We start from the raw sequence: 20,131 nt of genomic DNA on the forward strand, positions 1-20,131 counted from the left end.
CCAGATAAGCATTCTCCAGCATATTCGCTCTCCCGGCCAGCCACTAAGCTGCCCCAGAGATGTAAGAGAAATGATTACACATGTTATGTAAGGCATCATAATAAACTGCACCCCCGTAAAATCCCCCATAATCTCCCCCTGCCCAAAAACACGAAACCGGGCAGGAGACTGGACCATAAAGAGATCGTATGCCCAGCAGGCTAATCCGACCACAAATCCCCAGGCTGTCAGCATATCCAGCCATTTCAGTATCGTTTTTACTGTCATTTTTCTACTCACAAAAACACGCAGTTACGTTTACGCCAGATCAGGTAGCCGTAGTTCTTTTTGGTATTGGGGGACGCATGACCGGCCTCCCAGGCCATCACCGTTCGCCCGAACGGGTGACAGGCTTTTGTATCCGGGTGCATATTAACCATCTGATAGCGAAAACGGTCTTTCGGCATAATCGGCGAGTAATATTCCTTGCAGACCTTCTGGTCCTCACCGATGCTGTTCAGGATCATCCCCTGACGGTGCAGTTTGAACGCCATACGCTCCGATAACAGCACCGACGACTGTTGTGGACTGAATTCATCAGAAATATTTCCGGTAAACGGGTACAGACTGCCGTGTGAACCGGCACACCAGAACAACGTATTGATGGGTTTCCCCTTCACCGTTTTAATCGCATCTGCGGCACAGGCGCCCTGTGCAATCGGGTTAGCCACCACCAGAGCTTCCGGTGAGAGAATTAACGACAGCGCATCATCATCCCAGGTTGGATCAAGTTCAGACAGATATCCAATATCCAGATCACCACGCTGCAGACAGGCAATCGACATGATGATATTCAGCCAGTATGTCAGCGGGTACTTGTACCAGTGCACATGATAAAAACCACCTGCCACAGGTCTGTCTTCTTGCCCTGCATTACCAGCACCGACTTTTCCGACCGGAATATTGAAGCCGCCCAGATTAACCATGCAGTACGGCGAACGGGTCACGTCCGTCAGCGCAAAAGGCTCCCAGTATCCGATCGCCATGCCGATGCGGTAACCAATCGGCACCAGAGGACAAATCTGCAGGGGCATGGACGGGTTATCCGTATCCGGTGCATCACCGTCAAAGACCGACACATCTCCGATGCTCATCGGAAAAATGCACTCCCAGCAGATATCGCTGATCGGGTTAACAAAATTCCCGTCACACATTTTATCCTTGTCTTCTGCCAGCACATTTCCGGCGCACAGCCCCAGCGCAATCAGAACGGCTGTCAGCGTCTTTCTTATCACGATTTTCCCTCCGGCATAGCTGCCGATGTGACAACCAGTGAACTCCCGTCCTGACGCACCACTGCCGGTATCCAGGTCAGCCCGAAGCGACGGCTCAGGGTGCCATCCTGATCAAAATAAATTCGCGTGTTCAGCGCCTTTGTGGCATCACGGATATTTCCCCCGACCAGTATCACCTTACGGTTCAGTTCTGCCGGTTGTTGCTTAAACCATGTCACCTGCCGTTCATCATCCGCATCCAGAAAATACAACGGACCGGCTAATGACACGGTATCCAGCGGGTTAATACGCTGTCCTTTACGGGCAAAAATGCGCCCGTTCTGATCTGCCATATCGGCTGTCACGCTCACTGTCGGATCAACACGGTGTGTGTGCGACCGGGTGTCTGTCTGTAGCCCCGCCACCGGCTTCGGACGCAGCGTGTTCTGCACCACCCGTTCCTTAAACTGCGTCTGCATCTCTGCCAGTTGCCCGCTGGCCTCCATGCTCTCCAGCCGTTGATGGATCAGGGAAAGCATGCTCTGCTCCTGCACCGGCCAGAGGTCACCCTGCACGCCCAGATCCTTCGCCGCCAGCGGCAGGCTTATCAGCAGCCCGCACCACATCCACTTCACTGCCACCTCCTGTAATGGCGGGCCTGAATCTCCTGTACCTCCTGGCACCCCACACATTTCCGCACACCCGGTATCAGCCGGCGACGTTCTGCCGGGACCGGCGCACCACAGTCATCGCAGAACAGGGCACTGATACCCGTTAGCTGCTGACGGATACGTTGTATGCGATCGGCTTCCAGCATCGCCTGATGAGACTGAAAACGTTCGATTTCATCTGCCATACTCACTTCCCTTCTGCCATACGTGCAGCCACTGACTGCTGAATCTCTGCCGTAATATCTTCTGCTCCACCCACAACGGCCGGCGCCACAATAATGACGGCCCGGTGATCGCGCTGATATGCCGTCAGACTGTCAGAGAGTGCGCGGTTAAAACGTGCAGTCAGTGCCTTTATCCGGGCTTCATCCAGTGCCTGCGCCGCAGCCTGTGACATAAAACTGTTCACGGTTCCGGCCATATCAAAACTGACCGTTTTTGGCTGGCACCACTCTGTCAGTAACAGGGAGACCGCCGCATTCAGCACCATCATGCCTGCCACCACACCAGCGACAGACTTCAGATAACGACGGCGGCGGGAGCATTTAGCGGGGGATTTTTCCGGTGTACCGGCAGAGGGAATCAGTGATTGTGTTTTATCCATTCCGTCAGTGTCTCCATTTCCTGCGGGAACTTACGCCAGGCCAGTTCTCCGATGATGTCGTGGATATCTTTACCGGCACGAAGCCCGGCTTCACGGTAGTCAAAATCCTCACCATCGGATGAGAACATGACGCGACTGATAGGGTCGAGCAGCAGACGGTGGAATGATGTCTGCCCCCCGTAACGCAACATAAAGGCACTGAAATGCGCCTCACGTGCCGCCGGAAAGCCCTCGATAACCTCCCGCTCAAAGCGGTTAAAGGCCTCCGGGTTATCCAGGCAGTATTTACGGAACGCATCACGGTTCTGGCGCAGGATGATTTTGAAGGAGGAGTTCGCCCAGGCGGCTTTGGCTGCACCACTGGCTTTCTGCCCGTCGAAGTCTTCAATCCCCTGTGTGATGGTGATGTAGGCACCGTTATATTTACGTGCCGTGCGGTAACCATTCTCAATAAAGTCCTCGGCCCGCTTGTTATCTTTCGACAGCAGTTTCCAGGCTTCATCAATCAGACAGACTTTTGGCTGCTGACGGTCAGAGAGATACATCCGTTGCTCGACATAAATCATCATCGAGAACATCACCGCAGCCAGCAGGTCAGGCTTGTCCTTCAGCTCCCCCATCTCCAGCACGGAGAACCGCACATTGTCATCCAGTGATGGTTTCTTACTGTTGAAGTACGCACCGTAAATTCCCCAGGAGCAGTACTTGTCCAGACCAACAATGATTTCTTCCATGCGCGCACGTACGGTGGTGGTATCACGGTATTCCGGTTGCTGAATAGCCTCCTGCATGAACTGCACAATATCGTCGATCAGCGCCTCATTCTCTTTACGCTCCCAGACCTCCTGCACCGCCTTCAGCAACAGCGACATAAAGGTGTCATCGCAGTCACCGGACGGGTTGGCCAGCACAACCAGCAGGTTACGGATACTCTCTGCGGACTCCGTAATATCAACAATGTTGGCAAAAGGGTTAAAACGCAGGTCAAGGGCATTCAGATACACCCCGCCCACATTACGGCAGAGCCCCTTGTAGGAGTCCCCCATATCAAACACCCATGCCCGGCCACCACTGTCCAGCACCTGCCGAATGATGCCCTGCATCAGGAATGACTTACCGCCCCCGGATGTACCGGAAACTGAGAGGTTGTTGTTATCCGTATCCAGCCCGGCATTACGGTCGAACAGATTCAGAAAGGAGAGCTGATTACGGTAAGACGGTATGGGCAGGCCCTGCCGGCAGACCTGGTTATCCGCCACCACCGGCAGAATATTGGCCACATTGCTGGCCCGCGCCCGCTGGATGGCATTGGAACGGCAGATATCACTCCACAGCCCTTCCGGCATCATGAACGGAAAGACAGAGAGATAATTGCGCAGCTGCATAAACTCCGGCATGTACATTGACAGCCCGTTACGCCGGAAGGTGTTCAGCACCGTCATCTCCGTTTCCAGCGCCACTTCATCCCTGTCTTCACAGAACAGCGTGACGTTGAAGTAAAAACGCGCCAGTGAATCCTGGTTGGTGCTGAGGGATTCACGCAGCCCGCCCCACTCTGCAGCCTGCTTTTTCACCGACGGCACAAACTTCGCAAAGGGGGAGTTGGCCTTTTTGTCCAGCTGGATAAATTTGCGGTTGGCCTCCCGCTGGGTACCGGCCTGCTCCTCCACTTCCAGCGCCAGCGTCATTACAAACGGGCAGGAAATGGTGCACAGCGGGTCCGTGACGTTGCTGATATTGTCTCCCATCTGCCACAGGGCATACGGTTTCTCGGGATTCTTTTCCAGCATGAAATTAAGAATGCGTGTACGCTCACGTTCGCCACCACGTTGTGACTGCAGGCTCTGTTCAATGCGATCCGGATGCAGCATCAGCCGCAGGGAACGGTCAATACATTCTGTATTCAGCGGCTCAAACTCCGCCACATCCCCGCCCGGGGGTTCAATATTGCCATGCCGGAAATTGGCCAGTTCACGCACCAGAGAAACCAGCCCGTGTTTATCCACCCGCGTCGACCACAGGCCGGCAGAAGCCAGACCAGCCACAACACGGTTGGCCACCTGGTTCAGCTCAGTTTTCTTCTGTTCCGTCAGGCTACTGACCTCTTCTGCATACGAAACAAACAGGCGGTAATGGCGCAGCGTCAGTGGATAACCTTTTTTATTGGCAAATTTTGTCAGGGCGGCCTGTTCATAATAGGCGCGGGTAATGGCATTGAATTCATCCGCCCGCTTCCCCTGCCAGCGAAAATCAGCCAGCCCACGCTCCAGCATCGGGCGCACACAGGGAGAACCAACCAGCATGAATGTCAGTGGGACTTTACGGGGGATCTTATCCCGTAAAAAATAATCCAGTGATTTACTGATGGCCTCATTAGCACCAGATAACGGTGCACACTCGAGGATAAACCCTGCCGTTCTGGCATTAACAAACAGCTCACTGTCCGGATCATACCGGCGGTACGGCAGCAGACTGGCGAAAGACGGATAATCCATTTCATCCAGGATTTGCTGCGCCTGCTGGCTGCCATCCGGCGTTTTCCAGCCACCCAGCAGCTGCGACAGTAATACCTGCCAGCCTTTTACCTCCCGCTGTTCAGGTTGTCTTTCCCTGCTCACCCTTTATCCCCCTGCTGATGTAACCAGCGCGACGGCGTGACCTCAAAAGCCACCAGTGACGGCTGATGCCATACATCCTGTTCATCGGTCCAGGCGGCAATCCACATCCGGGCCGTTGTTGCCTGTAACCGGACAGGCTCCTGCGCCGCACGCCGGGATTTCTGGCGCGTGCTGTCACCGTCAGGAATAATACGGCTCCCCGTCGCTGTGTTTCCTGATGCCCGGGATGATGCCGGTGAAACCACTGAATCCGGAACTCCCGCAGGTGTCTTTACGGCAAACGGGACGGTTCTGGTTAAGGGTTGTGAACCGGAAGCGGCAAGGCGGGGAAGTGAGGGCTGTTTTGTTGCTTCAGAACGTTCAGTGGCTGAGCGGGCTTTATTGTTCGCCTCATCCATTGTCATACAGCTGTTACTGGCTGTGGCATTGCAGTCAAATTCACTCTTCATTCCCGCACAACCACTCAGCAATAAAGCCAGTGCCACGGGTGTCAGATACAGAATCTTCATTTCTTTCTCCGTTACTTGGGCGTCTGTATGGCAGGCACCGTATCCCCGAGATTAAGTTCCTGCAGCATCTGCTGTGATACCTGAATACCGTTATCCACCACCGCTTTCGCCTGGCGTGCCGGCGTGGATGCCTTGTCCTCGTCCGTGTACTTCAGCTGAAAACCTTCCTGAAATACCACCGTCACTTCCGTTCCTGCCCCTACAGGGATGACCGGGTGATACTGCTCCGCCCGCTTGATGTAATAATCACTCAGCGTTTTACCGACCTGCGATGCCCCGCCACCCAGCGCACTGTTCATCACTGAACTGCCGGACACCGAGGCCACAGCCCCCGCTCCCGGTGTTTCCTGACCAATTTTGGCCACACCGCTGCCAATACCATCCACGGCACCGGCTGCAAATGCCCAGCCAATAATTTTGCCGTTACGCATGACCGGCTCACCTTTGATGCCGTTCTTCCCTTGAAAAGAAACATGGCCTTTAAAAGGCATATCAATCACATGCCCGTTTTTATGGCAGGAAAGACGATCGGTACGGATCAGCGCCCGCTCACTGGAGATATCGCCATAGGCCCCGGCAGTGACCATACAGCCTGTCAGATCATACGTTTTATCGTTGGGCATCCTGACCAGGCCGGTCAGGCGGAACTGCATCGGGGACGGGTCGCTGTTACCGGTGACGGAGGCATTGGCATCGGCCCCTTCAATAACAACCGCCGGCGCAAAGCTGGCTGACGGGATATAAGGCAGAGGTGGTTTATTGCTGACAGCAGATTTTTCACCATAATCCACGGTCATTGAGGACAGGCCTTTCTCAGGCTTTGGTGTCACCTGATACTGCGTGACCGGTGCCAGATTTACGTTCTCATTACCACTGCCCGGCGGGTAAAATGTGGTTGGAGGTGGAACAGCCGCGCCCGGGCCAAAAGAAGGTGCAGGTTGCCCGGCGGGTAATTCCGGTGCGCTGTTTTCTTTCATCGCCTCCTGTTCGGCCCGCAGGATAGCCAGCTCATTCTCCTGCTCTTCAATTTTGGCCCGGTAGTCCTGCTCCCGCTGCTCCATTTTCGCCAGACGGGACTCAAACGCTTTCAGCTTTTTTTCCGCCTCACTGGCAGTATGCTGGATATCTGCAACCGCCGCATCTGACACCTTTTTATCGAAGGTCTGTGAGACCACACCGGTCATATTGGGCGGCGGCGCTTTTTGCTGCTGTGTCTGCGCTGCTTTTCCTGCATGCTGCGCGGAAGACAGATACCAGGCGGCCCCACCCACTGCACTGATCCCCAGACCAATAAGCGCCATTCTGAGGTTTTGTTTACGACGAACCAGCTGATTGATATTAGCCATCCCGCGCCTCCGTCTGTCCGACCATCACCCAGACATCGGTGGTCGCTCCGGGTAACAGGGTTTCTGCACGGGGATAAATCACCACACTGCGCACACCCGGCGCACTGAACTGAGATTCAGATAACACTGCCGCATGTTGTTGCCTGTTACTTATCCGGTAGCGATATACCCGCAGAAGATCACCACTCCACATGCCGTCGGCCCGGGCAATCAGTCCGGCAGGCAGTGAGAACACCGGCGCGGCCACGACCGGAGAAAAGACGTATCCCGGGGGAATATCGCCTTTCATCAGCGTCCTCTGTACATCAACCAGCAACGCCACATAATCATGGCTGCGCTCCCAGGCGACAGCAGCCTGGTGGCGAACCGGCCGCTCACTTATCAGATGTACCACCCGCCCGTCCCGGGCCTGAGGCTGTCCTATAACGGAGACCACCAGGCCACCTTCGGTACGGATATAAAACGTGAAGGGCGCGGTTTTCTCCGTCATCAGGATCACCCCTCCATTTGCAAGACCTGTCTGCCCGTACTCTCCGGTATTCGTGAAGGTTCCCTGCGCACTGTCCACGCCCACAATACGATCGCCGGGAACAACCAGCAGGTTAGGCTGTGTGTTGCTCAGTGCAATACGGGCCTGTGCATCAGGCGAAACCGGAACCTGTACGGGTTTCTGTGCCACTGGTGCGGCCTGTACGTTACCAGCCAGACCGCACAGCAATGCAACCATACCCGGAAGTGTCCGCCATTTATTTCGTTGGTTTTTCTTTCTCATTCACCAGTTCCTTAAATGACCGGATAGTTGTCATCCCGTCCCTGTAACCCAGTTCCAGCCGGTATGCCTTTTCTTCCGGCAATGCTTCACGCCGTCCAATCCACGTCTTCAGCGTCCCCCTGAAATCCACCACCCCGGCATTCGGATACACATCAATCCCGGTCATATAAAACGCAGAGCTGGCATTGTTGGTAATGATCTGACTGGCTTCACCATCCAGAATCTCTTTCATCTGAGGGCGGGCTGTTGTATCGAAATAACGCAGCAGGGCCTGATGCTGGGCTTTTACCGATTCTGGCGTGACATTAAGTCGCAAGAACATCAACGACTCCGCCACCTGCTGCAGATAGCTGGCATCAGCCACATTACGGGACAGCGAAAACGGTTGATTAAAGAACATGGGGATATAGGTTTCTTTCTGCCCCCGCTCCAGATCTTCAATTCGTAACCAGGCAAGGACATTAGCGGCCAGACTCAGACCAAGAAAAAACAACAGGATGACAAATGTCAGGGATGTGAACTTCAGGGCTGAGCGATGTGCGCTCAGATCCATAAATCTCTCCTTATTTTAACCACAGTCGCCGGCATGACTCCGGCAGCACCTTAAACTGACTGTTCAGTCCTGGCAGATGCCAGTAACACATATTAAAAAGCCAGGATGTCCCCTTTCCCTTTTTGAAGTGGGTTAACGCAAACCAGAACAGAAGCCCGACAATCAAACCGGCCAGACTCTGGTTGAAGTAAATCCCGATACACGGAGGAGTCAGTCCAACGGTAGCCTCATCGAGAGGTATCCCGATGAGGCGTTTCTGTTCGGTCAGCGTCTGAGGGAAGATGTAACGTTCTTCCACATCATCACGCATACCTTCATCTCCCTGTGTGATGTCCGAAATCAGCCACCAACGATGGAGAAAATGACTTTGGTCACCACGATGAATACCGGGATCAACACAAAGGTTGCCGGGTTGTGGTTACGCAGATAGAGCATAAAGACCAGGAACACTTCGGCGATCATGAAGTAATAAATCATCGTGGAGTCCTGACCAAAAGTCGCTTCCACGTCTGCTTTACCGGCTGAGGCCAGGTCCGTTGCCTGTGCCATTCCCTGTGCAGCCAGCCAGAGTGCCAGGGGCGCAGCCACATATTTCACCAGGGCTTTGGCAGTTGATTTATTAACAACAGCCAAACAACGTGACAACAAACCCGGCTTACGTTTTTTCGCAGACGTTGCCATGACATTATTTAAAACTGTCATTTCAGCCATATAAATTCCTCTTTAACGGACAATAAAAAGTTATATGGGCGGAATTGCCCTCTGAATACCCGGGTGTGGATATTCAGAATGAAACTCCGGACTATTTTGGGCACGCTACCGCCCTCGGGTGCAAATCCGATCGTGACCGGGAAATACGGTCTGCAGGGCGCAAAAGTCCCTGCCCACAAATAACAGGGCATGACAAATGCAAAAGAAGCTCTTTCTCCGCAAAAGGCAAAAGAGTATTGCTGATATTTAAACTCCCGCTACGGAGAAAATGTGTAAATACAGTTTTAGAGAAAACAGAAAATCACTTGCCTTCTGGTAAAAGGATCTCCCAGTAACTGTTCTCTCCAAGAACAGGAACAGAATTCAAATGTTGAGTCAGACGTAATGTCGCTTCCAGGCTCTTTGAGCGTCCTGCTGCTTTTGCAGCAGCAACAAGTTTTTCATTAGTTTCTTTACGAAGAAGGAGCGTCAATGAGACAACACATCCATTTCTTTTTCTTTCTATCATAAAAAACCTCTCAGAATTCCTGAGAGGGATAATTCCATAATGTTTTTCAAATATCTAGTTACCCACGCGGTGCACAAAATTGACCTACATCAAATAAAGTTCAATTAAATACCCCCGTGTTAATAAAGATGGAGGAACAAATTTACTCCACTGATATTTCTTAGAAAGGGCCATATAATTATCATATCCACCAACAATCAAACTGGTATAAATAGAATTCATCGTATTAACAACATATCTCTCACTTCTTGAAAGATATTTCGCCATTTCTCTTTTCGACATACCTACGGACATTAACCATGCAACAACCTGCTCATGTTCAAATAATTCACAAAATGGATTTTTTTTGTGAAACCTGAACTCATCTATTTCTGGTGAAATTTCATTATTATCAATAGAACAAATAGAATGAATAATTTTTCTTTCAAACCCTATAAAAAAGAGATCATCTATTTTTACATATACACCACTTAAAAACGGTTTTAATGTTAATATAAATGGTTTAGCCACTCCATTTATATCCATTACAGAAAATAAGATTATTGTTTTTAAATCAGAGCAAACAGCCCTCTCGTAACGTTCAAGTCGTGAACCAAAGCAACTAACAGGTGTATTATTTTTGTTATATATTTCATTTAAATGAAGATTATTTTCAGCACCACAAAGGGATAAAAAACCCTCACTGCAATCTAAAAACTGACCATTGTGATTCTTAATGTACCAAATCCCACCAAACTGACGATGATAGTGGTAAAAATGTGAGGAAAGATCTTGAGATCCAGCAGGTAGATCAATAGAGTTGTGCTTAGCCATAACTAGTTCCTCCAAAGATGGCTAGATTGTGGTTAGCACTGGCAGTGGGATCGATACTCCCCTGTCAGTGCGACTCAGTTAAATTTTAAAAATAGTTAGACATTGCCAACTATTTTTTCAATGCAAATTTTATCAAACACTTTTTCCTGATTCAATATCCATCATTCTTTTTCAGGAAAAAACTCCTGCAACGATTCCTTTATTTCCTGCTTAAACTTCGAAATCATCTCATGATAGTTATGACGCGAATCCGACTTTATTTCTGTTAAATCAAACATACAATTAAGAATAGCCTGAGTGGTAAGGCGACTCTTCATACATTCTTCCAGAAGTCGCTTACGAAACAATTCCTCATCAGTTAACCCGCCATTTTTTTCCTCTTCCTGTTCACGCTTTTTTAATTGCTGTACAACGCGTAATCCTGTCTCCAGCAATTCGGAACAGACACTTGACATATTAACATCAGCCGGAGTGGCTCCTTCAGCCAGTCTTTCATCAACAAGCTGACGAATACCATCAAGTGTTTTTTGTTTCATATAAACGTTTTGTCTCGGCATTAAATATTTCCTGCTACAAAATTACAGTGCCTGATGCAGCACCGTTTAAAAAACAAGCAACAGTGCCTGATCCAGCACCGCAGCACCATAACAGGCACTATAGCATCAATATCAGGCACTGTAAGCAGCACTGCACAGGCAAAATCCAGCCACAATCCAGCACCGTAACAGGCACCGTTACAGTGCCTATCTTTCAGTAACATTATGATTAATAATAATTAGCACTGTAACAGTGCTGCTTATGGTGCCTGATCCAGCCACAATCCAGCACTGTTACGGTGCTGCGTATAGCTGAAAAGTGCAAAATTTGCTACATAAAATAATTTTAATATACTGATTCTAAAGACAAATCATGCAAAACGCATGTTTTGCGTGATGTGTGAGGAAAATACTTTCAGAGGAGAGATGAGGCAAAAAGCATCCCGGGGCTGATTCGGAATTTCGGGGCATTGCCTGTAAAGCACAAAAATGGCATGCTCACGCCATAGTATTGACACTATAAATAGTAAATGCATGCATAAGATTATCGCCATTATCCTCATAATGTTTGCAGGAAATACATATTCCTCTGACTGTTTTGAACTTGCTGGCAGAGATTACAAAATAGATCCCGATTTACTGAGAGCAATTTCATGGCATGAATCCCGTAACAGGGTTAATGCTATCGGCATTAACCCTGTTACGGGATATGGCTCCGGCCTGATGCAAATCGACTCCCAGCATTTTAAGGAGTTGTCACGTTACGGAATAAAACCAGAACACCTGGTTACAGACCCGTGCATGAATATTTATACCGGTGCGTATTACCTGGCAATAGCGTTCAAAAAGTGGGGCGTAACGTGGCGGGCTGTCGGTGCTTACAATGCCGGTTTTCGCAACACAGAGGAACAGGAACGACGCAGAAAAATTTATGCTACAAAAATACAGAACATTTATCGCAATATAAAGAACAAACGAGGGTACTGAAAGATGTTATGCCGCGACAGCGGCATGGAAGGCCACACACAAAAATATCATATGAGTGATAATGCTGACTGGCCGAAGCCCCGCGAAGCGGGAACCCATCTTATATATACCCGGTAACTGCGCAGCCTCCTGCCAGACCATTTTTCGCGGGCACAATATTTACAGACGACCGGAAAGCCAGTTGATGAAATTGAGACATATCAGACGACACAACAATGCCGCAGAATGATAATATAAGTAAAGCCCCGAAAAATTTTTTCGGGGCTTTACTTATATTATCATGACTTCCACTCCCTGAACTGTTCGGCAATCATCCATAATGCTTTGTTGATTCGGATATCACCATCAATGCCTGTAATGGCTCTTGTCCTTGTATTTTTACCGGAGGCACTTTTTCCCGGTAATCCACCTTTTATCATATTCTCCTGAACCCGCTGCCAGGTCGTCCAGAGATCGTTCTGTTTATCCTCCCGACGACGGGGAGTAATTATTTGTTCAGGCGTCACTGGCGTTTTATTTTCATCCTCATACCTGACCATCAGTGCAGCCCTGCCAAATAAATGTTGCTCGTCACTGTTAAGATGAATTTCTTTCATCGCCTCCATATTATCAGTGACCTTATCAAAGACATCGAGCACTTCATATGCTCCCTCGATAACCTGCCCGACAATATCGCCTTTATGCGGAATGCGGATTTCACCAAAATTATTCCCGCACACCAGGCCATTTGTACAGACAAAACGAAAAATTCCGGGGATCATCTGATAACTGGATGAACCATCATGTGAATTAAGCAGGATAATTTCAGGAACTTCCTGCCCGTTAATATGCCCTTCCCTGCGAAGACGTAACATATGTTTACTGTATTCGCGACGCCCCAAATCACGAACCCGACTCTGACAGGCAAAGAACGGCTGGAAACCTTCATCACGTAACTTATTGATGATATTGATGGTTGGGATATATGTATAACGCTCACTCCGAGATTCATGTTTGTCACCAGAAAAAACAGACGGCACAAACTGTATTAATTCGTCATCCGTTAACGGGCGCTCACGGCGAATGGAATTATATCGGCCAAAACGGGAAGCCAGTCGCATAATATTCACTCCTCGCTGAAAGAAAAAATAAGTCAAAAATTTTTTCGCTTAATTTCCTGCCCCTGATTGCTATTAACAAATCGACAACAATCAGGAAAAAATCATCACACCGGACTGGTCATGGGCTGACCGGCCTGTTGGCTGAAAAGCATCATCAGTGCACTCAAATCACTGGCTTTTTTTCTGATAACTGGCGTGTGATTTTCCACGCTGTCCAACAACGCCCCCAGTTCATCATTGATTTGCCCTAACTGTTTCATCAGCGTTTCCGCATCCAGGCTGCTCTGGTATGCAAGATTTGCCTGAACAGCACGATTCTGCATGATGTCGATTTGTGCGATTGCGTCCTTCTGCTGATCGCCGGTTGGCTGATAAGTGGTGTTAAAAGAAAATGCGCTCATAATTCCTCCTGCATCTGATGTTTTCAGCCCCCATCACCCGTTGAGTTTCGGGAGCCGCGGTTTTGACGTTTTGCGGGGACCTGCCGTTTGTTCCCTCCGGTATTAACCATCACCCGTTTGAGAACCTTCGCCGCAAGGGGCATCACTGCCACGGCCGGAAACGACTGTCCGGGGGCAGACCGCAAAAGTTTTTGCCTGCTTTTGGGCAAAAAGTTTTGCGGGATGTGCATTTCACCCCTGGACTGGCGGAGACGGTTGTGGCTGTCTTTGCCCCCGGCGACAGGGGCTTAAACGGGTGTATGGCACCGGATACAACAACGGGCAGGCACCCGCCGCAACGACGAAGAGCGCGTGCGCGAAACGGCGTTGCCCCTCACATCCCGGCGGCCTTTTGCCGGGATGCCGGGAGCGCAGGTCACGGCGCGACAGAGGCGGCGCGACCGGAACGGTCGCTGCAAGCCCGGGGTTTAGCGTCAGGGATGGAAGCCCGCCAGGGCGGAGACAGCTTCGCTGGCTCCGTTCACGACAGCCCGCCCCGCCAGGGGGACGCCCGGGAAAGGCACAGGCAGGAGAACAACAGAACTGACAGGAATCAGGGCAGCAGTAATCAGAGTCAGAACAGGAGGAAAAAGAGAATAATCACAGGGAAGGTGATGTGATTTCCGACAGGCCATAACCAGAGAAGGCGGGGGAAAAGAACGAGCGCCGCAGGCGCACGTTCATCCCCGTTCCCGGAGGGAAACAGCCTTCCAGGCAGTCTGGTTGTTCATGCCCATACAATGCCAGCAAGGAGAAAGGGGCCACCGGCGAACCAGCAGCCCCTTTATAAAGGCGCTTCAGTGCAGTCAGACCAGCATCAGCCCTGAAAAGGCGGGCCTGCGCCCGCCCCCGGGTTGCTACTTACCGCCGGATTCGTAAGCCATTGTTGCCGTAACTTCCCTGTATCCGTCCTTCAGCCGGACTTCGCACAGGCGATTCCGGGTCAGGAGTGTGAATATCAACAACGTGCAGCACACGATTAATACGCACCAGATAAGGGCGTTTCCCGGTAGTTTCATGGTTTACTCCTCCTTGCAATTTGCACGGTAAGAGGCCATACTGACGTGGACTAGACATGCAGAGGCCTCGTGGGTTAATGAAAATTAACTACGGGGCTTTTGTCCTTCTGCCACACGACAGGGTAACAAACCACCTTCACGTCATGAGGCAGAAAGCCTCAAGCGCCGGGCACATCATAGCCCATATACCTGCACGCTGACCACACTCACTTTTCCTGAAAATAACCCGCTCATTCAGACTGTTTAAGGGCAATCCGAGTGATTGTTGCCGCATCACGCTGCCTCCCGGAGTTTGTTCGGCACCATCCACCGCTCCATCTCACGGGCAGCGTGACCGGCCTCCCTTGCTGCCATACCTGCCTCTGCGATGACCTGCCAGAACGGCATATCCTGCCACTGCCAGCGTTCCATTCCGGCCAGTGACGGAAAACGCTCACCCCACTGCCAGAACAGGGTTTCCAGGTCATGCTCTGCCACCCGGTCACTCCAGCGGGCATGCCAGCTTCCGACTGTTTCCGGTGAATGGAATGCCAGTTCGATTTCAGCCTGAGCAACCAGCGCCTGGTACGCACGGGCTTTCTGCTCTGCCTCCCGAGCCTGCTGACGGCTGTACTTCTGCATGACCAGCGCGGATTTATGGCGACTGCGTTCCCTGACACGGAACCGCACCGACGGGAACAACCGCTCTGCCGCATCACCGGGAAGGGGAAGGAGGCAGACCTCGCCCTGTGTTTCAATCAGCACATCGACGGCATACAGCCACTGAAGACGGTTACCGCGCAGTTCTTCTGCAGTCAGAGATGGCATGAAAAATCGCAGGTCAGACAGCGAAATCCTGCGGCTTCCGTTCAGACAGCGGAAAAACGCCCCCGCATACGGATATTCCGCCAGCGTGTTTCCCTGATGGCGGCGTTTTTCTGTCTCCGCCACCGCCCGCCATGCGGCCTGTTGCTCTGTGCTGAGGGGAACCAGTGCCTGTGAACGTGCGCTCATACCTGACCTCCTTCCGCCATCAGGATATGGATGATGTCGTTAACGCTGTACCCCTGCGCATCCAGTGACGCCGCCAGTGCCAGTGAATGGCTGACGGCTTCCGGTGCAAACCGCCGCTGTACCTGAACCACCGCAAACGGCTCACCACCGGCATTCACCAGAACCAGCACCCAGACCTGAGAGACGTCACCCGGTGAACATAACGCCAGGTGAAAACGTTCGTGGGCAGGCGTGAAACGGACCTGGACGGGGAAAAAGCCCCCGAACTCGCTGCCATACTCGCCGTTCATCGTCCAGTTGTCCGGCGCATCCAGCTCCCGCATCACGGCGTGTGTCAGCTCACGACGTTCATCACTTCCGGCTGCCCGGATATCTTCATATTCCTGTGCGTTCATGGTCTGCAGGACATTCAGGGTCAGTTCAGTTTTCATCACGGTATCTCCCTTGCTGCCGCCCCGTCTCCGGCGGGGCGGCGTGATAAATGGTTTATAACTGGCGGTCAGGCGGCATCGGCCTGGTTGTCACGGTATTCCGTGGTTTCCGTCTCTGCCTGCGGACGTGGTGCACACATCCAGTCAGGCACCCAGCGGTTGTCTTTCATGTGGAACTCTGCATGTTCAGCCGCATCGCCTTTCTTCATTTTCTCCGCATCCCGGGCAGCACCGGACAGTCCGGCATCATTCAGGGCGTCGATAATCTGCGGCTTTTTCAGGTGTCCGAAGAAGTTTGCTTTCGTCGGCTGCCACCAGTCGCGCATGTGGAATCCGATAGCCGTTTCCAGCGAGTCCAGCGGACTGCGTGACGTGTGACCACAATTGCGGGTCTGAACACCGTGAATACTGCACGCGGTGCAGAAACTGAGCAGGGATAACAGCACCTCCTGACTGAGTAACAGGAACGCCGTCATGTCCCGTGCCCATCCATCCGGCAGCAGGGCTGCAAGACGGGCTTTTTCTGCCATCATCGCCATGAATGCGGCACCTTCCTTCCCCGATGGCGCATCGCTGGTCAGCGAATAATGTTTACATTCCAGGCTGATTTGTGCTGGTTTACTGTACGCCCCGCTGCCAAACACATTCAGACAGAGCGTCCATGCCAGCAGTGCCAGAGATTTGTCCGGCTGCTGCATCAGTGCCGCCTGGACTGCCAGCGTGCGCTCTGAGGACATTTTCGTCAGCAGTGGCAGACTGATTTCCTCCACTGACGCTTTTTCCTGCACCTGTTCCGTGCGGTCAGCGTCGTCAGCCACGTCATCTTCACTGCGCAACTGCACACCACGCTGGACACACACATTGCCGTAACGCCAGGACACCACCACACCGCTTCCGGCACGCATCTCCGGCGTCCACGCCCTGACCTTCGCCATGCAGCGCATCAGCTTCATTTCTGCTTCCAGCAGGTCAGATTCCTCACACTGTTTTTCCGGCGCATCGTAACGCGTCATCAGTTCGTTCAGACGTTCTTCTTCCGCCTCCGTCAGCACCACTTCCGGCTCCGGCAGACAGCGGTATGTTCCGGCATCCTCACGGCACTCACCGACAGGCTCCATGCGTCCGGCGCACCACCCCCAGCCTTCGGCTTCCCGAAGATGTTCAGCAACGGTCTGGAGTTTTTCCAGCAGGGCAGCATCGAGCGCCACGCGGTCGACATAACCGTCCCCGTCATCGCTGAACAAATCGGTGCGCAGTTCGTCAGGTGAGAAAGCATCAGCCCCCACAAAGCGGAATTTACTGTTACCTGCCACCGCCACTTCACTTTCCGTAATCAGGTTGCGGATAACCCGCACATCCGGTTTTCCACCCCATCCTGACTGGCAGGCGGCTTCAAACACCTGCACCTGACGCGCGGTATCGTTCTCCAGCGCCAGCGCCTGACAGTGTTCTGTGGTGATGCGGTCTTCTGCCAGCGCATCGAGGATGACAGGCGCAAGGTCTGCCAGTTTCAGCATTCGCTGAACGTGGCGGGGTGAATAGCCCAGCAAATCACCGATTTGTGCAGGTGTTTTGCCTTCCTGCGCCATTGCGCGGAATCCGGCAATCTGTTCGGCAGGGTGCATATCCCGACGATGACCGTTCTCGGTCATCGATGCAGCCGTCGCCAGCTCCTGCGGAATAATTTTCACGCGGACAGGCCAGTCAGCCGGAATGATGCCACGCTCTGCCAGCATATTGAGTGCTGCCAGTCTGCGACCACCTGCGGCGACACCGTGGCGGTCACCTGGCAGGGCATGCACGACCAGATTCTGCAACAGGCCAACGCCCTTAATGGACTCCGCCAGTTCGCTGACGGACTCCGCAGAATACGGCACCGTGCGCACATTCAGCGGTGACTTAATCAGCGAAGCCAGCGGCACGCTCACTTCCTCCGTCTGCGCCAGCAGGGCAGACAGTGCAGTCTCCTGCTCTTTTGACGGTTTACGGCTGGATTTACGCCCCGTTTTTGCCTTAAACTCTGTAACTGACATAGTTAGTACCTCCCAAAACGGTAATAATGATTGTCTGCCGGACGTGTCCCCGTCCGGCACCTCTCTTACTTAAGAATCCCGAAATCCCTGATGGCATGGTTCATCCAGTACCCGGCACCGTCTTCAAAATTCCAGGTACGCCAGACCATTGCACCGTTATTGCGGACAACCAGTCGAAACTGTTCGCCGTGGTCATCCTCGATAAAGACGTTCCGGTACTGTGCGGCAACGGCTTCAGCCTGTTCGCGGGTAAAGGAGCCGTCAGGCAGCCCCTGAAGTATTCTGAAATATTCGCTCATCCTCATCTCTCCGGTGATGCCCCGCACTGGACGGGGCGGTTGTCACTGTCAGTCGTTCAGAACGGAATGTCGTCATCGAAGTCATACGCGGGTTCAGACGGCTGCTGAGGCTCCGGCTGCGCGGCCTTACGTCCACGGCCTTTCGTTTTCGCGCCTCCTTTTTTCGGTTCCGGCTGTGGTTCCGGCTGTGGTTCCGGCTGAGGCTGACCGCTGAACTGTTGTGCCTCTTCCGGCTGAGTCTGAGCACCTGCGGCACGTCCCAACATCTGCATGGTGCCCGTGGTTTTAACAAGGATTTCAGTGATGTAACGGGTGACGCCGTTGTTGTCGTCCCAGCTACGGGTACGGAGTTGCCCCTCGATGTAGACCTGCGCACCCTTACGCAGATATTCACCAGCCACCTCCGCGAGCTTGCCGAACAGCACCACGCGGTGCCATTCCGTCTGCTCCCGCATCTCCCCCGTCTGTTTGTCACGCCAGGTTTCAGACGTGGCCACCTGCAGGTTTGCCACTGCGCCCCCGTTGGGGATGTAACGGACTTCCGGATCTTTTCCCAGGCGACCGACAAGAATGACCTTGTTAATTCCACGAACTGCCATGATGTGTCTCCTTCTGTTGATGTTTTCAGCCCCCATCATCTGTTGAGTTTCGGGAGCCGCGGTTTTGACGTTTTGCGGGGACCTGCTCTTTGTTCCCTCCGGTATTAACCATCACCTGTTTGAGAACCTTCGCCGCATGGGGCATCACTGCCACGACCGGAAACGACTGTCCGGGGGCAGACCGCAAAAGTTTTTGCCTGCTTTTGGGCAAAAAGTTTTGCGGGATGTACATTTCACCCCTGGACTGGCGGAGACGGTTGTGGCTGTCTATGCCCCCGGCGACAGGGGCTTAAACAGGTGTATGGCACCGGACACAACAACGGGCAGGGACCCGCCGCAACGACGGAGAGCGCGTGCGCGAAACGGCGTTGCCCCTCACATCCCGGCGGCCTTTTGCCGGGATGCCGGGAGCGCAGGTCACGGCGCGACAGAGGCGGCGCGACCGGAACGGTCGCTGCAAGCCCGGGGTTTGGCGTCAGGGATGGAAGCCCGCCAGGGCGGAGACAGCTTTGCTGGCTCCGTTCACGACAGCCCGCCCCGCCAGGGGGACGCCCGGAAAAGGCATAAGCAGGAGAACAACAAAACAGACAGTAATCAGAGCATCATCAGTAACAGATAAATGACAGGCATGAAGAAACAGAAGCACACAGCAGAACGTCCGCGTAATGAAAGGGGCGGCGCGTCAGCGCGGCCCCTTTCAGCGCCACCGGCGCGCGGTCTTTTTCCTGCACGGGCAGACAGGCATTTATCCTCCCGCCTGCCCGGCGTCATCAGGCACGCAGACGAATAATCATCGTCGGAACACGGGTATAAGCAAACGTACCGCGTGGCAGCTCCTCGCGGACGTCAGAAAACGGTAACAGCTTCTCCTGCTGGCGCGGCCCGTTCAGACAGACGGCAACCAGCACGCCCCCCGGACGCAACAGGGAAAAAGCCCGCAGGATATGCCGGATATCCTGCCCGTGACTGAACGGCGGATTCATGATAATCCGGCTGTAATACTGCACCGGCTGCCATTCCATGAAGTCGCAACACTGTACCCTGACACCGTTAAAATTGTCCCGCAGATACCGGACCAGCCCGCTGTTAATCTCCACCGCATCACACATGGCCCCCGGTGCGGTATCCCGAATCGCCCGCAGTATGGCCCCGGTGCCGGCAGAGGTTCCAGAATGTGATCACGGTTGCTGATCTCCGCCAGCGTCACCAGGCGATCACAGACCGGGGCAGGTGTCACAAAAAGCTGAGATTCAGCCCGGATTTCAGCAACCGGCGCAGCGTTATCCAGCCTTGCGCGCATCAGCCGGATACGTTCTCTTAACTGACTGTGCATGTC

The 20,131-nt window shown here is 52.8% G+C and carries 25 protein-coding genes and 5 pseudogenes; 3 read left to right on the forward strand and 27 right to left on the reverse strand.

Going from position 1 to position 20,131, the window contains the following annotated elements; genetic code table 11:
* Positions 1–275 precede the first annotated feature (275 nt).
* From traU to traM, 14 genes are all read right to left on the reverse strand, one after another.
* On the reverse strand, positions 276–1,271 hold the full coding sequence (traU, locus tag FFT88_RS21790) for a conjugal transfer pilus assembly protein TraU (RefSeq protein ID WP_205714163.1): 996 nt from the start codon (positions 1,269–1,271) through the stop codon (positions 276–278).
* Positions 1,271–1,888, reverse strand: coding sequence for a type-F conjugative transfer system protein TraW (gene traW, locus FFT88_RS21795; protein WP_135403565.1), 618 nt, complete (start codon positions 1,886–1,888; stop codon positions 1,271–1,273). Before traW ends, traU begins: the two co-directional genes overlap by 1 nt.
* The gene (locus FFT88_RS21800; protein WP_000752802.1) at positions 1,885–2,109 is read right to left on the reverse strand and encodes a TraR/DksA C4-type zinc finger protein; all 225 of its coding nucleotides are present in this window, start codon (positions 2,107–2,109) and stop codon (positions 1,885–1,887) included. The genes traW and FFT88_RS21800 overlap by 4 nt, the downstream gene beginning before the upstream one ends.
* A gap of 2 nt (positions 2,110–2,111) precedes the next feature.
* Positions 2,112–2,528: a type-F conjugative transfer system protein TrbI gene (gene trbI / locus FFT88_RS21805; protein WP_135403566.1), complete on the reverse strand. Its 417-nt coding sequence runs from the start codon at positions 2,526–2,528 to the stop codon at positions 2,112–2,114.
* A complete protein-coding gene (gene traC, locus FFT88_RS21810) occupies positions 2,507–5,146 on the reverse strand; it encodes a type IV secretion system protein TraC (protein WP_135403567.1) in 2,640 nt (879 codons plus the stop codon). Before traC ends, trbI begins: the two co-directional genes overlap by 22 nt.
* Complete coding sequence (traV, locus tag FFT88_RS21815) at positions 5,143–5,655, reverse strand: type IV conjugative transfer system lipoprotein TraV (RefSeq protein ID WP_135403568.1); 513 nt, start codon at positions 5,653–5,655, stop codon at positions 5,143–5,145. The genes traC and traV overlap by 4 nt, the downstream gene beginning before the upstream one ends.
* Before the next feature lie 11 nt (positions 5,656–5,666).
* Positions 5,667–7,001, reverse strand: coding sequence for an F-type conjugal transfer pilus assembly protein TraB (gene traB, locus FFT88_RS21820; RefSeq protein WP_135403569.1), 1,335 nt, complete (start codon positions 6,999–7,001; stop codon positions 5,667–5,669).
* Positions 6,994–7,773, reverse strand: a complete 780-nt coding sequence (gene traK, locus FFT88_RS21825) for a type-F conjugative transfer system secretin TraK (protein ID WP_135403570.1) — start codon at positions 7,771–7,773, stop codon at positions 6,994–6,996. The genes traB and traK overlap by 8 nt, the downstream gene beginning before the upstream one ends.
* Positions 7,748–8,326: a type IV conjugative transfer system protein TraE gene (gene traE / locus FFT88_RS21830; RefSeq protein WP_135403571.1), complete on the reverse strand. Its 579-nt coding sequence runs from the start codon at positions 8,324–8,326 to the stop codon at positions 7,748–7,750. The genes traK and traE overlap by 26 nt, the downstream gene beginning before the upstream one ends.
* A gap of 10 nt (positions 8,327–8,336) precedes the next feature.
* Positions 8,337–8,636 carry a type IV conjugative transfer system protein TraL gene (traL, locus tag FFT88_RS21835; RefSeq protein WP_001204091.1) on the reverse strand — a complete coding sequence of 100 codons (300 nt, stop codon included), beginning with the start codon at positions 8,634–8,636 and terminating at the stop codon, positions 8,337–8,339.
* Between the two features lie 29 nt (positions 8,637–8,665).
* Positions 8,666–9,037 carry a type IV conjugative transfer system pilin TraA gene (locus tag FFT88_RS21840; RefSeq protein ID WP_000829553.1) on the reverse strand — a complete coding sequence of 124 codons (372 nt, stop codon included), beginning with the start codon at positions 9,035–9,037 and terminating at the stop codon, positions 8,666–8,668.
* Positions 9,038–9,338: 301 nt separating this feature from the next.
* Positions 9,339–9,545: a TraY domain-containing protein gene (locus tag FFT88_RS21845; protein ID WP_135403572.1), complete on the reverse strand. Its 207-nt coding sequence runs from the start codon at positions 9,543–9,545 to the stop codon at positions 9,339–9,341.
* A gap of 84 nt (positions 9,546–9,629) precedes the next feature.
* Positions 9,630–10,358: a hypothetical protein gene (locus FFT88_RS21850; RefSeq protein WP_135403573.1), complete on the reverse strand. Its 729-nt coding sequence runs from the start codon at positions 10,356–10,358 to the stop codon at positions 9,630–9,632.
* A gap of 161 nt (positions 10,359–10,519) precedes the next feature.
* Entirely contained in the window at positions 10,520–10,915 is a 396-nt protein-coding gene (traM, locus tag FFT88_RS21855) for a conjugal transfer relaxosome DNA-binding protein TraM (RefSeq protein WP_001137965.1), read from the reverse strand.
* Positions 10,916–11,428: 513 nt separating this feature from the next.
* On the opposite strand from traM, the gene FFT88_RS21865 reads away from it, so the two are divergent.
* Complete coding sequence (locus FFT88_RS21865; protein WP_001469955.1) at positions 11,429–11,881, forward strand: transglycosylase SLT domain-containing protein; 453 nt, start codon at positions 11,429–11,431, stop codon at positions 11,879–11,881.
* A gap of 278 nt (positions 11,882–12,159) precedes the next feature.
* Here FFT88_RS21865 and FFT88_RS21870 read toward each other — a convergent pair whose 3' ends face one another.
* The 3 genes from FFT88_RS21870 to FFT88_RS21880 all read right to left on the reverse strand — a co-directional run bounded on the left by FFT88_RS21870 (position 12,160) and on the right by FFT88_RS21880 (position 13,612).
* The gene (locus tag FFT88_RS21870; RefSeq protein ID WP_138352549.1) at positions 12,160–12,981 is read right to left on the reverse strand and encodes a DUF932 domain-containing protein; all 822 of its coding nucleotides are present in this window, start codon (positions 12,979–12,981) and stop codon (positions 12,160–12,162) included.
* Positions 12,982–13,085: 104 nt separating this feature from the next.
* A complete protein-coding gene (locus FFT88_RS21875) occupies positions 13,086–13,382 on the reverse strand; it encodes a hypothetical protein (RefSeq protein WP_001272240.1) in 297 nt (98 codons plus the stop codon).
* A 23-nt stretch (positions 13,383–13,405) separates the two neighbouring features.
* Entirely contained in the window at positions 13,406–13,612 is a 207-nt protein-coding gene (locus FFT88_RS21880) for a single-stranded DNA-binding protein (RefSeq protein WP_089644635.1), read from the reverse strand.
* 69 nt (positions 13,613–13,681) lie between these two features.
* Between FFT88_RS21880 and FFT88_RS21885 the strand changes: the two are divergent.
* Positions 13,682–13,978, forward strand: a pseudogene (locus tag FFT88_RS21885) (hypothetical protein); the annotation flags it as partial.
* A gap of 43 nt (positions 13,979–14,021) precedes the next feature.
* On the opposite strand, the gene FFT88_RS25330 reads toward FFT88_RS21885, so the two are convergent.
* The 9 genes and pseudogenes from FFT88_RS25330 to FFT88_RS25695 all read right to left on the reverse strand — a co-directional run bounded on the left by FFT88_RS25330 (position 14,022) and on the right by FFT88_RS25695 (position 19,027).
* Complete coding sequence (locus FFT88_RS25330; RefSeq protein ID WP_167851586.1) at positions 14,022–14,186, reverse strand: hypothetical protein; 165 nt, start codon at positions 14,184–14,186, stop codon at positions 14,022–14,024.
* Between the two features lie 92 nt (positions 14,187–14,278).
* The gene (locus FFT88_RS21890; RefSeq protein WP_223200913.1) at positions 14,279–14,401 is read right to left on the reverse strand and encodes a Hok/Gef family protein; all 123 of its coding nucleotides are present in this window, start codon (positions 14,399–14,401) and stop codon (positions 14,279–14,281) included.
* Positions 14,346–14,498 (reverse strand): annotated as a pseudogene (locus tag FFT88_RS25690) (DUF5431 family protein); the annotation flags it as partial. The pseudogene FFT88_RS25690 and the gene FFT88_RS21890, both read right to left, overlap by 56 nt.
* A gap of 172 nt (positions 14,499–14,670) precedes the next feature.
* Positions 14,671–15,433 (reverse strand): annotated as a pseudogene (locus tag FFT88_RS21895) (plasmid SOS inhibition protein A).
* Positions 15,430–15,864, reverse strand: a complete 435-nt coding sequence (psiB, locus tag FFT88_RS21900; RefSeq protein ID WP_000845922.1) for a conjugation system SOS inhibitor PsiB — start codon at positions 15,862–15,864, stop codon at positions 15,430–15,432. The pseudogene FFT88_RS21895 and the gene psiB overlap by 4 nt, the downstream one beginning before the upstream one ends.
* Positions 15,865–15,932: 68 nt before the next feature.
* Positions 15,933–17,897 (reverse strand): ParB/RepB/Spo0J family partition protein, encoded by a 1,965-nt coding sequence (locus tag FFT88_RS21905; RefSeq protein ID WP_135403576.1) that lies wholly within the window; start codon positions 17,895–17,897, stop codon positions 15,933–15,935.
* Between the two features lie 65 nt (positions 17,898–17,962).
* Positions 17,963–18,196: a DUF905 family protein gene (locus FFT88_RS21910; protein ID WP_021572689.1), complete on the reverse strand. Its 234-nt coding sequence runs from the start codon at positions 18,194–18,196 to the stop codon at positions 17,963–17,965.
* 56 nt (positions 18,197–18,252) lie between these two features.
* Positions 18,253–18,795 carry a single-stranded DNA-binding protein gene (locus FFT88_RS21915; RefSeq protein WP_135403577.1) on the reverse strand — a complete coding sequence of 181 codons (543 nt, stop codon included), beginning with the start codon at positions 18,793–18,795 and terminating at the stop codon, positions 18,253–18,255.
* 25 nt (positions 18,796–18,820) lie between these two features.
* The gene (locus tag FFT88_RS25695; RefSeq protein ID WP_135403578.1) at positions 18,821–19,027 is read right to left on the reverse strand and encodes a single-stranded DNA-binding protein; all 207 of its coding nucleotides are present in this window, start codon (positions 19,025–19,027) and stop codon (positions 18,821–18,823) included.
* Between the two features lie 69 nt (positions 19,028–19,096).
* On the opposite strand from FFT88_RS25695, the pseudogene FFT88_RS25700 reads away from it, so the two are divergent.
* Positions 19,097–19,477: pseudogene (locus tag FFT88_RS25700) on the forward strand (hypothetical protein); the annotation flags it as partial.
* Positions 19,478–19,565: 88 nt separating this feature from the next.
* Here the strand turns inward: FFT88_RS25700 and FFT88_RS21935 are convergent.
* A pseudogene (locus tag FFT88_RS21935) lies at positions 19,566–20,128 on the reverse strand (class I SAM-dependent methyltransferase).
* Positions 20,129–20,131: the final 3 nt, after the last annotated feature.

The organism is Escherichia sp. E4930, assembly GCF_005845405.1.
GTDB lineage: Bacteria > Pseudomonadota > Gammaproteobacteria > Enterobacterales > Enterobacteriaceae > Escherichia.

Excerpts from the sequence above, each read along its gene's own strand:
- traL (WP_001204091.1), bottom strand. The coding sequence starts at position 8,636 with ATGCGTGATGATGTGGAAGAACGTTACATCTTCCCTCAGACGCTGACC.
- traK (WP_135403570.1), bottom strand. The coding sequence starts at position 7,773 with ATGAGAAAGAAAAACCAACGAAATAAATGGCGGACACTTCCGGGTATG.
- traV (WP_135403568.1), bottom strand. The coding sequence starts at position 5,655 with ATGAAGATTCTGTATCTGACACCCGTGGCACTGGCTTTATTGCTGAGT.
- FFT88_RS21845 (WP_135403572.1), bottom strand. The coding sequence starts at position 9,545 with ATGATAGAAAGAAAAAGAAATGGATGTGTTGTCTCATTGACGCTCCTT.
- FFT88_RS21905 (WP_135403576.1), bottom strand. The coding sequence starts at position 17,897 with ATGTCAGTTACAGAGTTTAAGGCAAAAACGGGGCGTAAATCCAGCCGT.
- FFT88_RS21875 (WP_001272240.1), bottom strand. The coding sequence starts at position 13,382 with ATGAGCGCATTTTCTTTTAACACCACTTATCAGCCAACCGGCGATCAG.
- traE (WP_135403571.1), bottom strand. The coding sequence starts at position 8,326 with ATGGATCTGAGCGCACATCGCTCAGCCCTGAAGTTCACATCCCTGACA.
- FFT88_RS21865 (WP_001469955.1), top strand. The coding sequence starts at position 11,429 with ATGCATAAGATTATCGCCATTATCCTCATAATGTTTGCAGGAAATACA.
- trbI (WP_135403566.1), bottom strand. The coding sequence starts at position 2,528 with ATGGATAAAACACAATCACTGATTCCCTCTGCCGGTACACCGGAAAAA.
- FFT88_RS21910 (WP_021572689.1), bottom strand. The coding sequence starts at position 18,196 with ATGAGCGAATATTTCAGAATACTTCAGGGGCTGCCTGACGGCTCCTTT.
- FFT88_RS21840 (WP_000829553.1), bottom strand. The coding sequence starts at position 9,037 with ATGGCTGAAATGACAGTTTTAAATAATGTCATGGCAACGTCTGCGAAA.
- traM (WP_001137965.1), bottom strand. The coding sequence starts at position 10,915 with ATGCCGAGACAAAACGTTTATATGAAACAAAAAACACTTGATGGTATT.
- psiB (WP_000845922.1), bottom strand. The coding sequence starts at position 15,864 with ATGAAAACTGAACTGACCCTGAATGTCCTGCAGACCATGAACGCACAG.
- FFT88_RS21870 (WP_138352549.1), bottom strand. The coding sequence starts at position 12,981 with ATGCGACTGGCTTCCCGTTTTGGCCGATATAATTCCATTCGCCGTGAG.
- traB (WP_135403569.1), bottom strand. The coding sequence starts at position 7,001 with ATGGCTAATATCAATCAGCTGGTTCGTCGTAAACAAAACCTCAGAATG.
- FFT88_RS21915 (WP_135403577.1), bottom strand. The coding sequence starts at position 18,795 with ATGGCAGTTCGTGGAATTAACAAGGTCATTCTTGTCGGTCGCCTGGGA.
- FFT88_RS21850 (WP_135403573.1), bottom strand. The coding sequence starts at position 10,358 with ATGGCTAAGCACAACTCTATTGATCTACCTGCTGGATCTCAAGATCTT.
- FFT88_RS21880 (WP_089644635.1), bottom strand. The coding sequence starts at position 13,612 with ATGCACATCCCGCAAAACTTTTTGCCCAAAAGCAGGCAAAAACTTTTG.
- FFT88_RS21800 (WP_000752802.1), bottom strand. The coding sequence starts at position 2,109 with ATGGCAGATGAAATCGAACGTTTTCAGTCTCATCAGGCGATGCTGGAA.
- FFT88_RS25695 (WP_135403578.1), bottom strand. The coding sequence starts at position 19,027 with ATGTACATCCCGCAAAACTTTTTGCCCAAAAGCAGGCAAAAACTTTTG.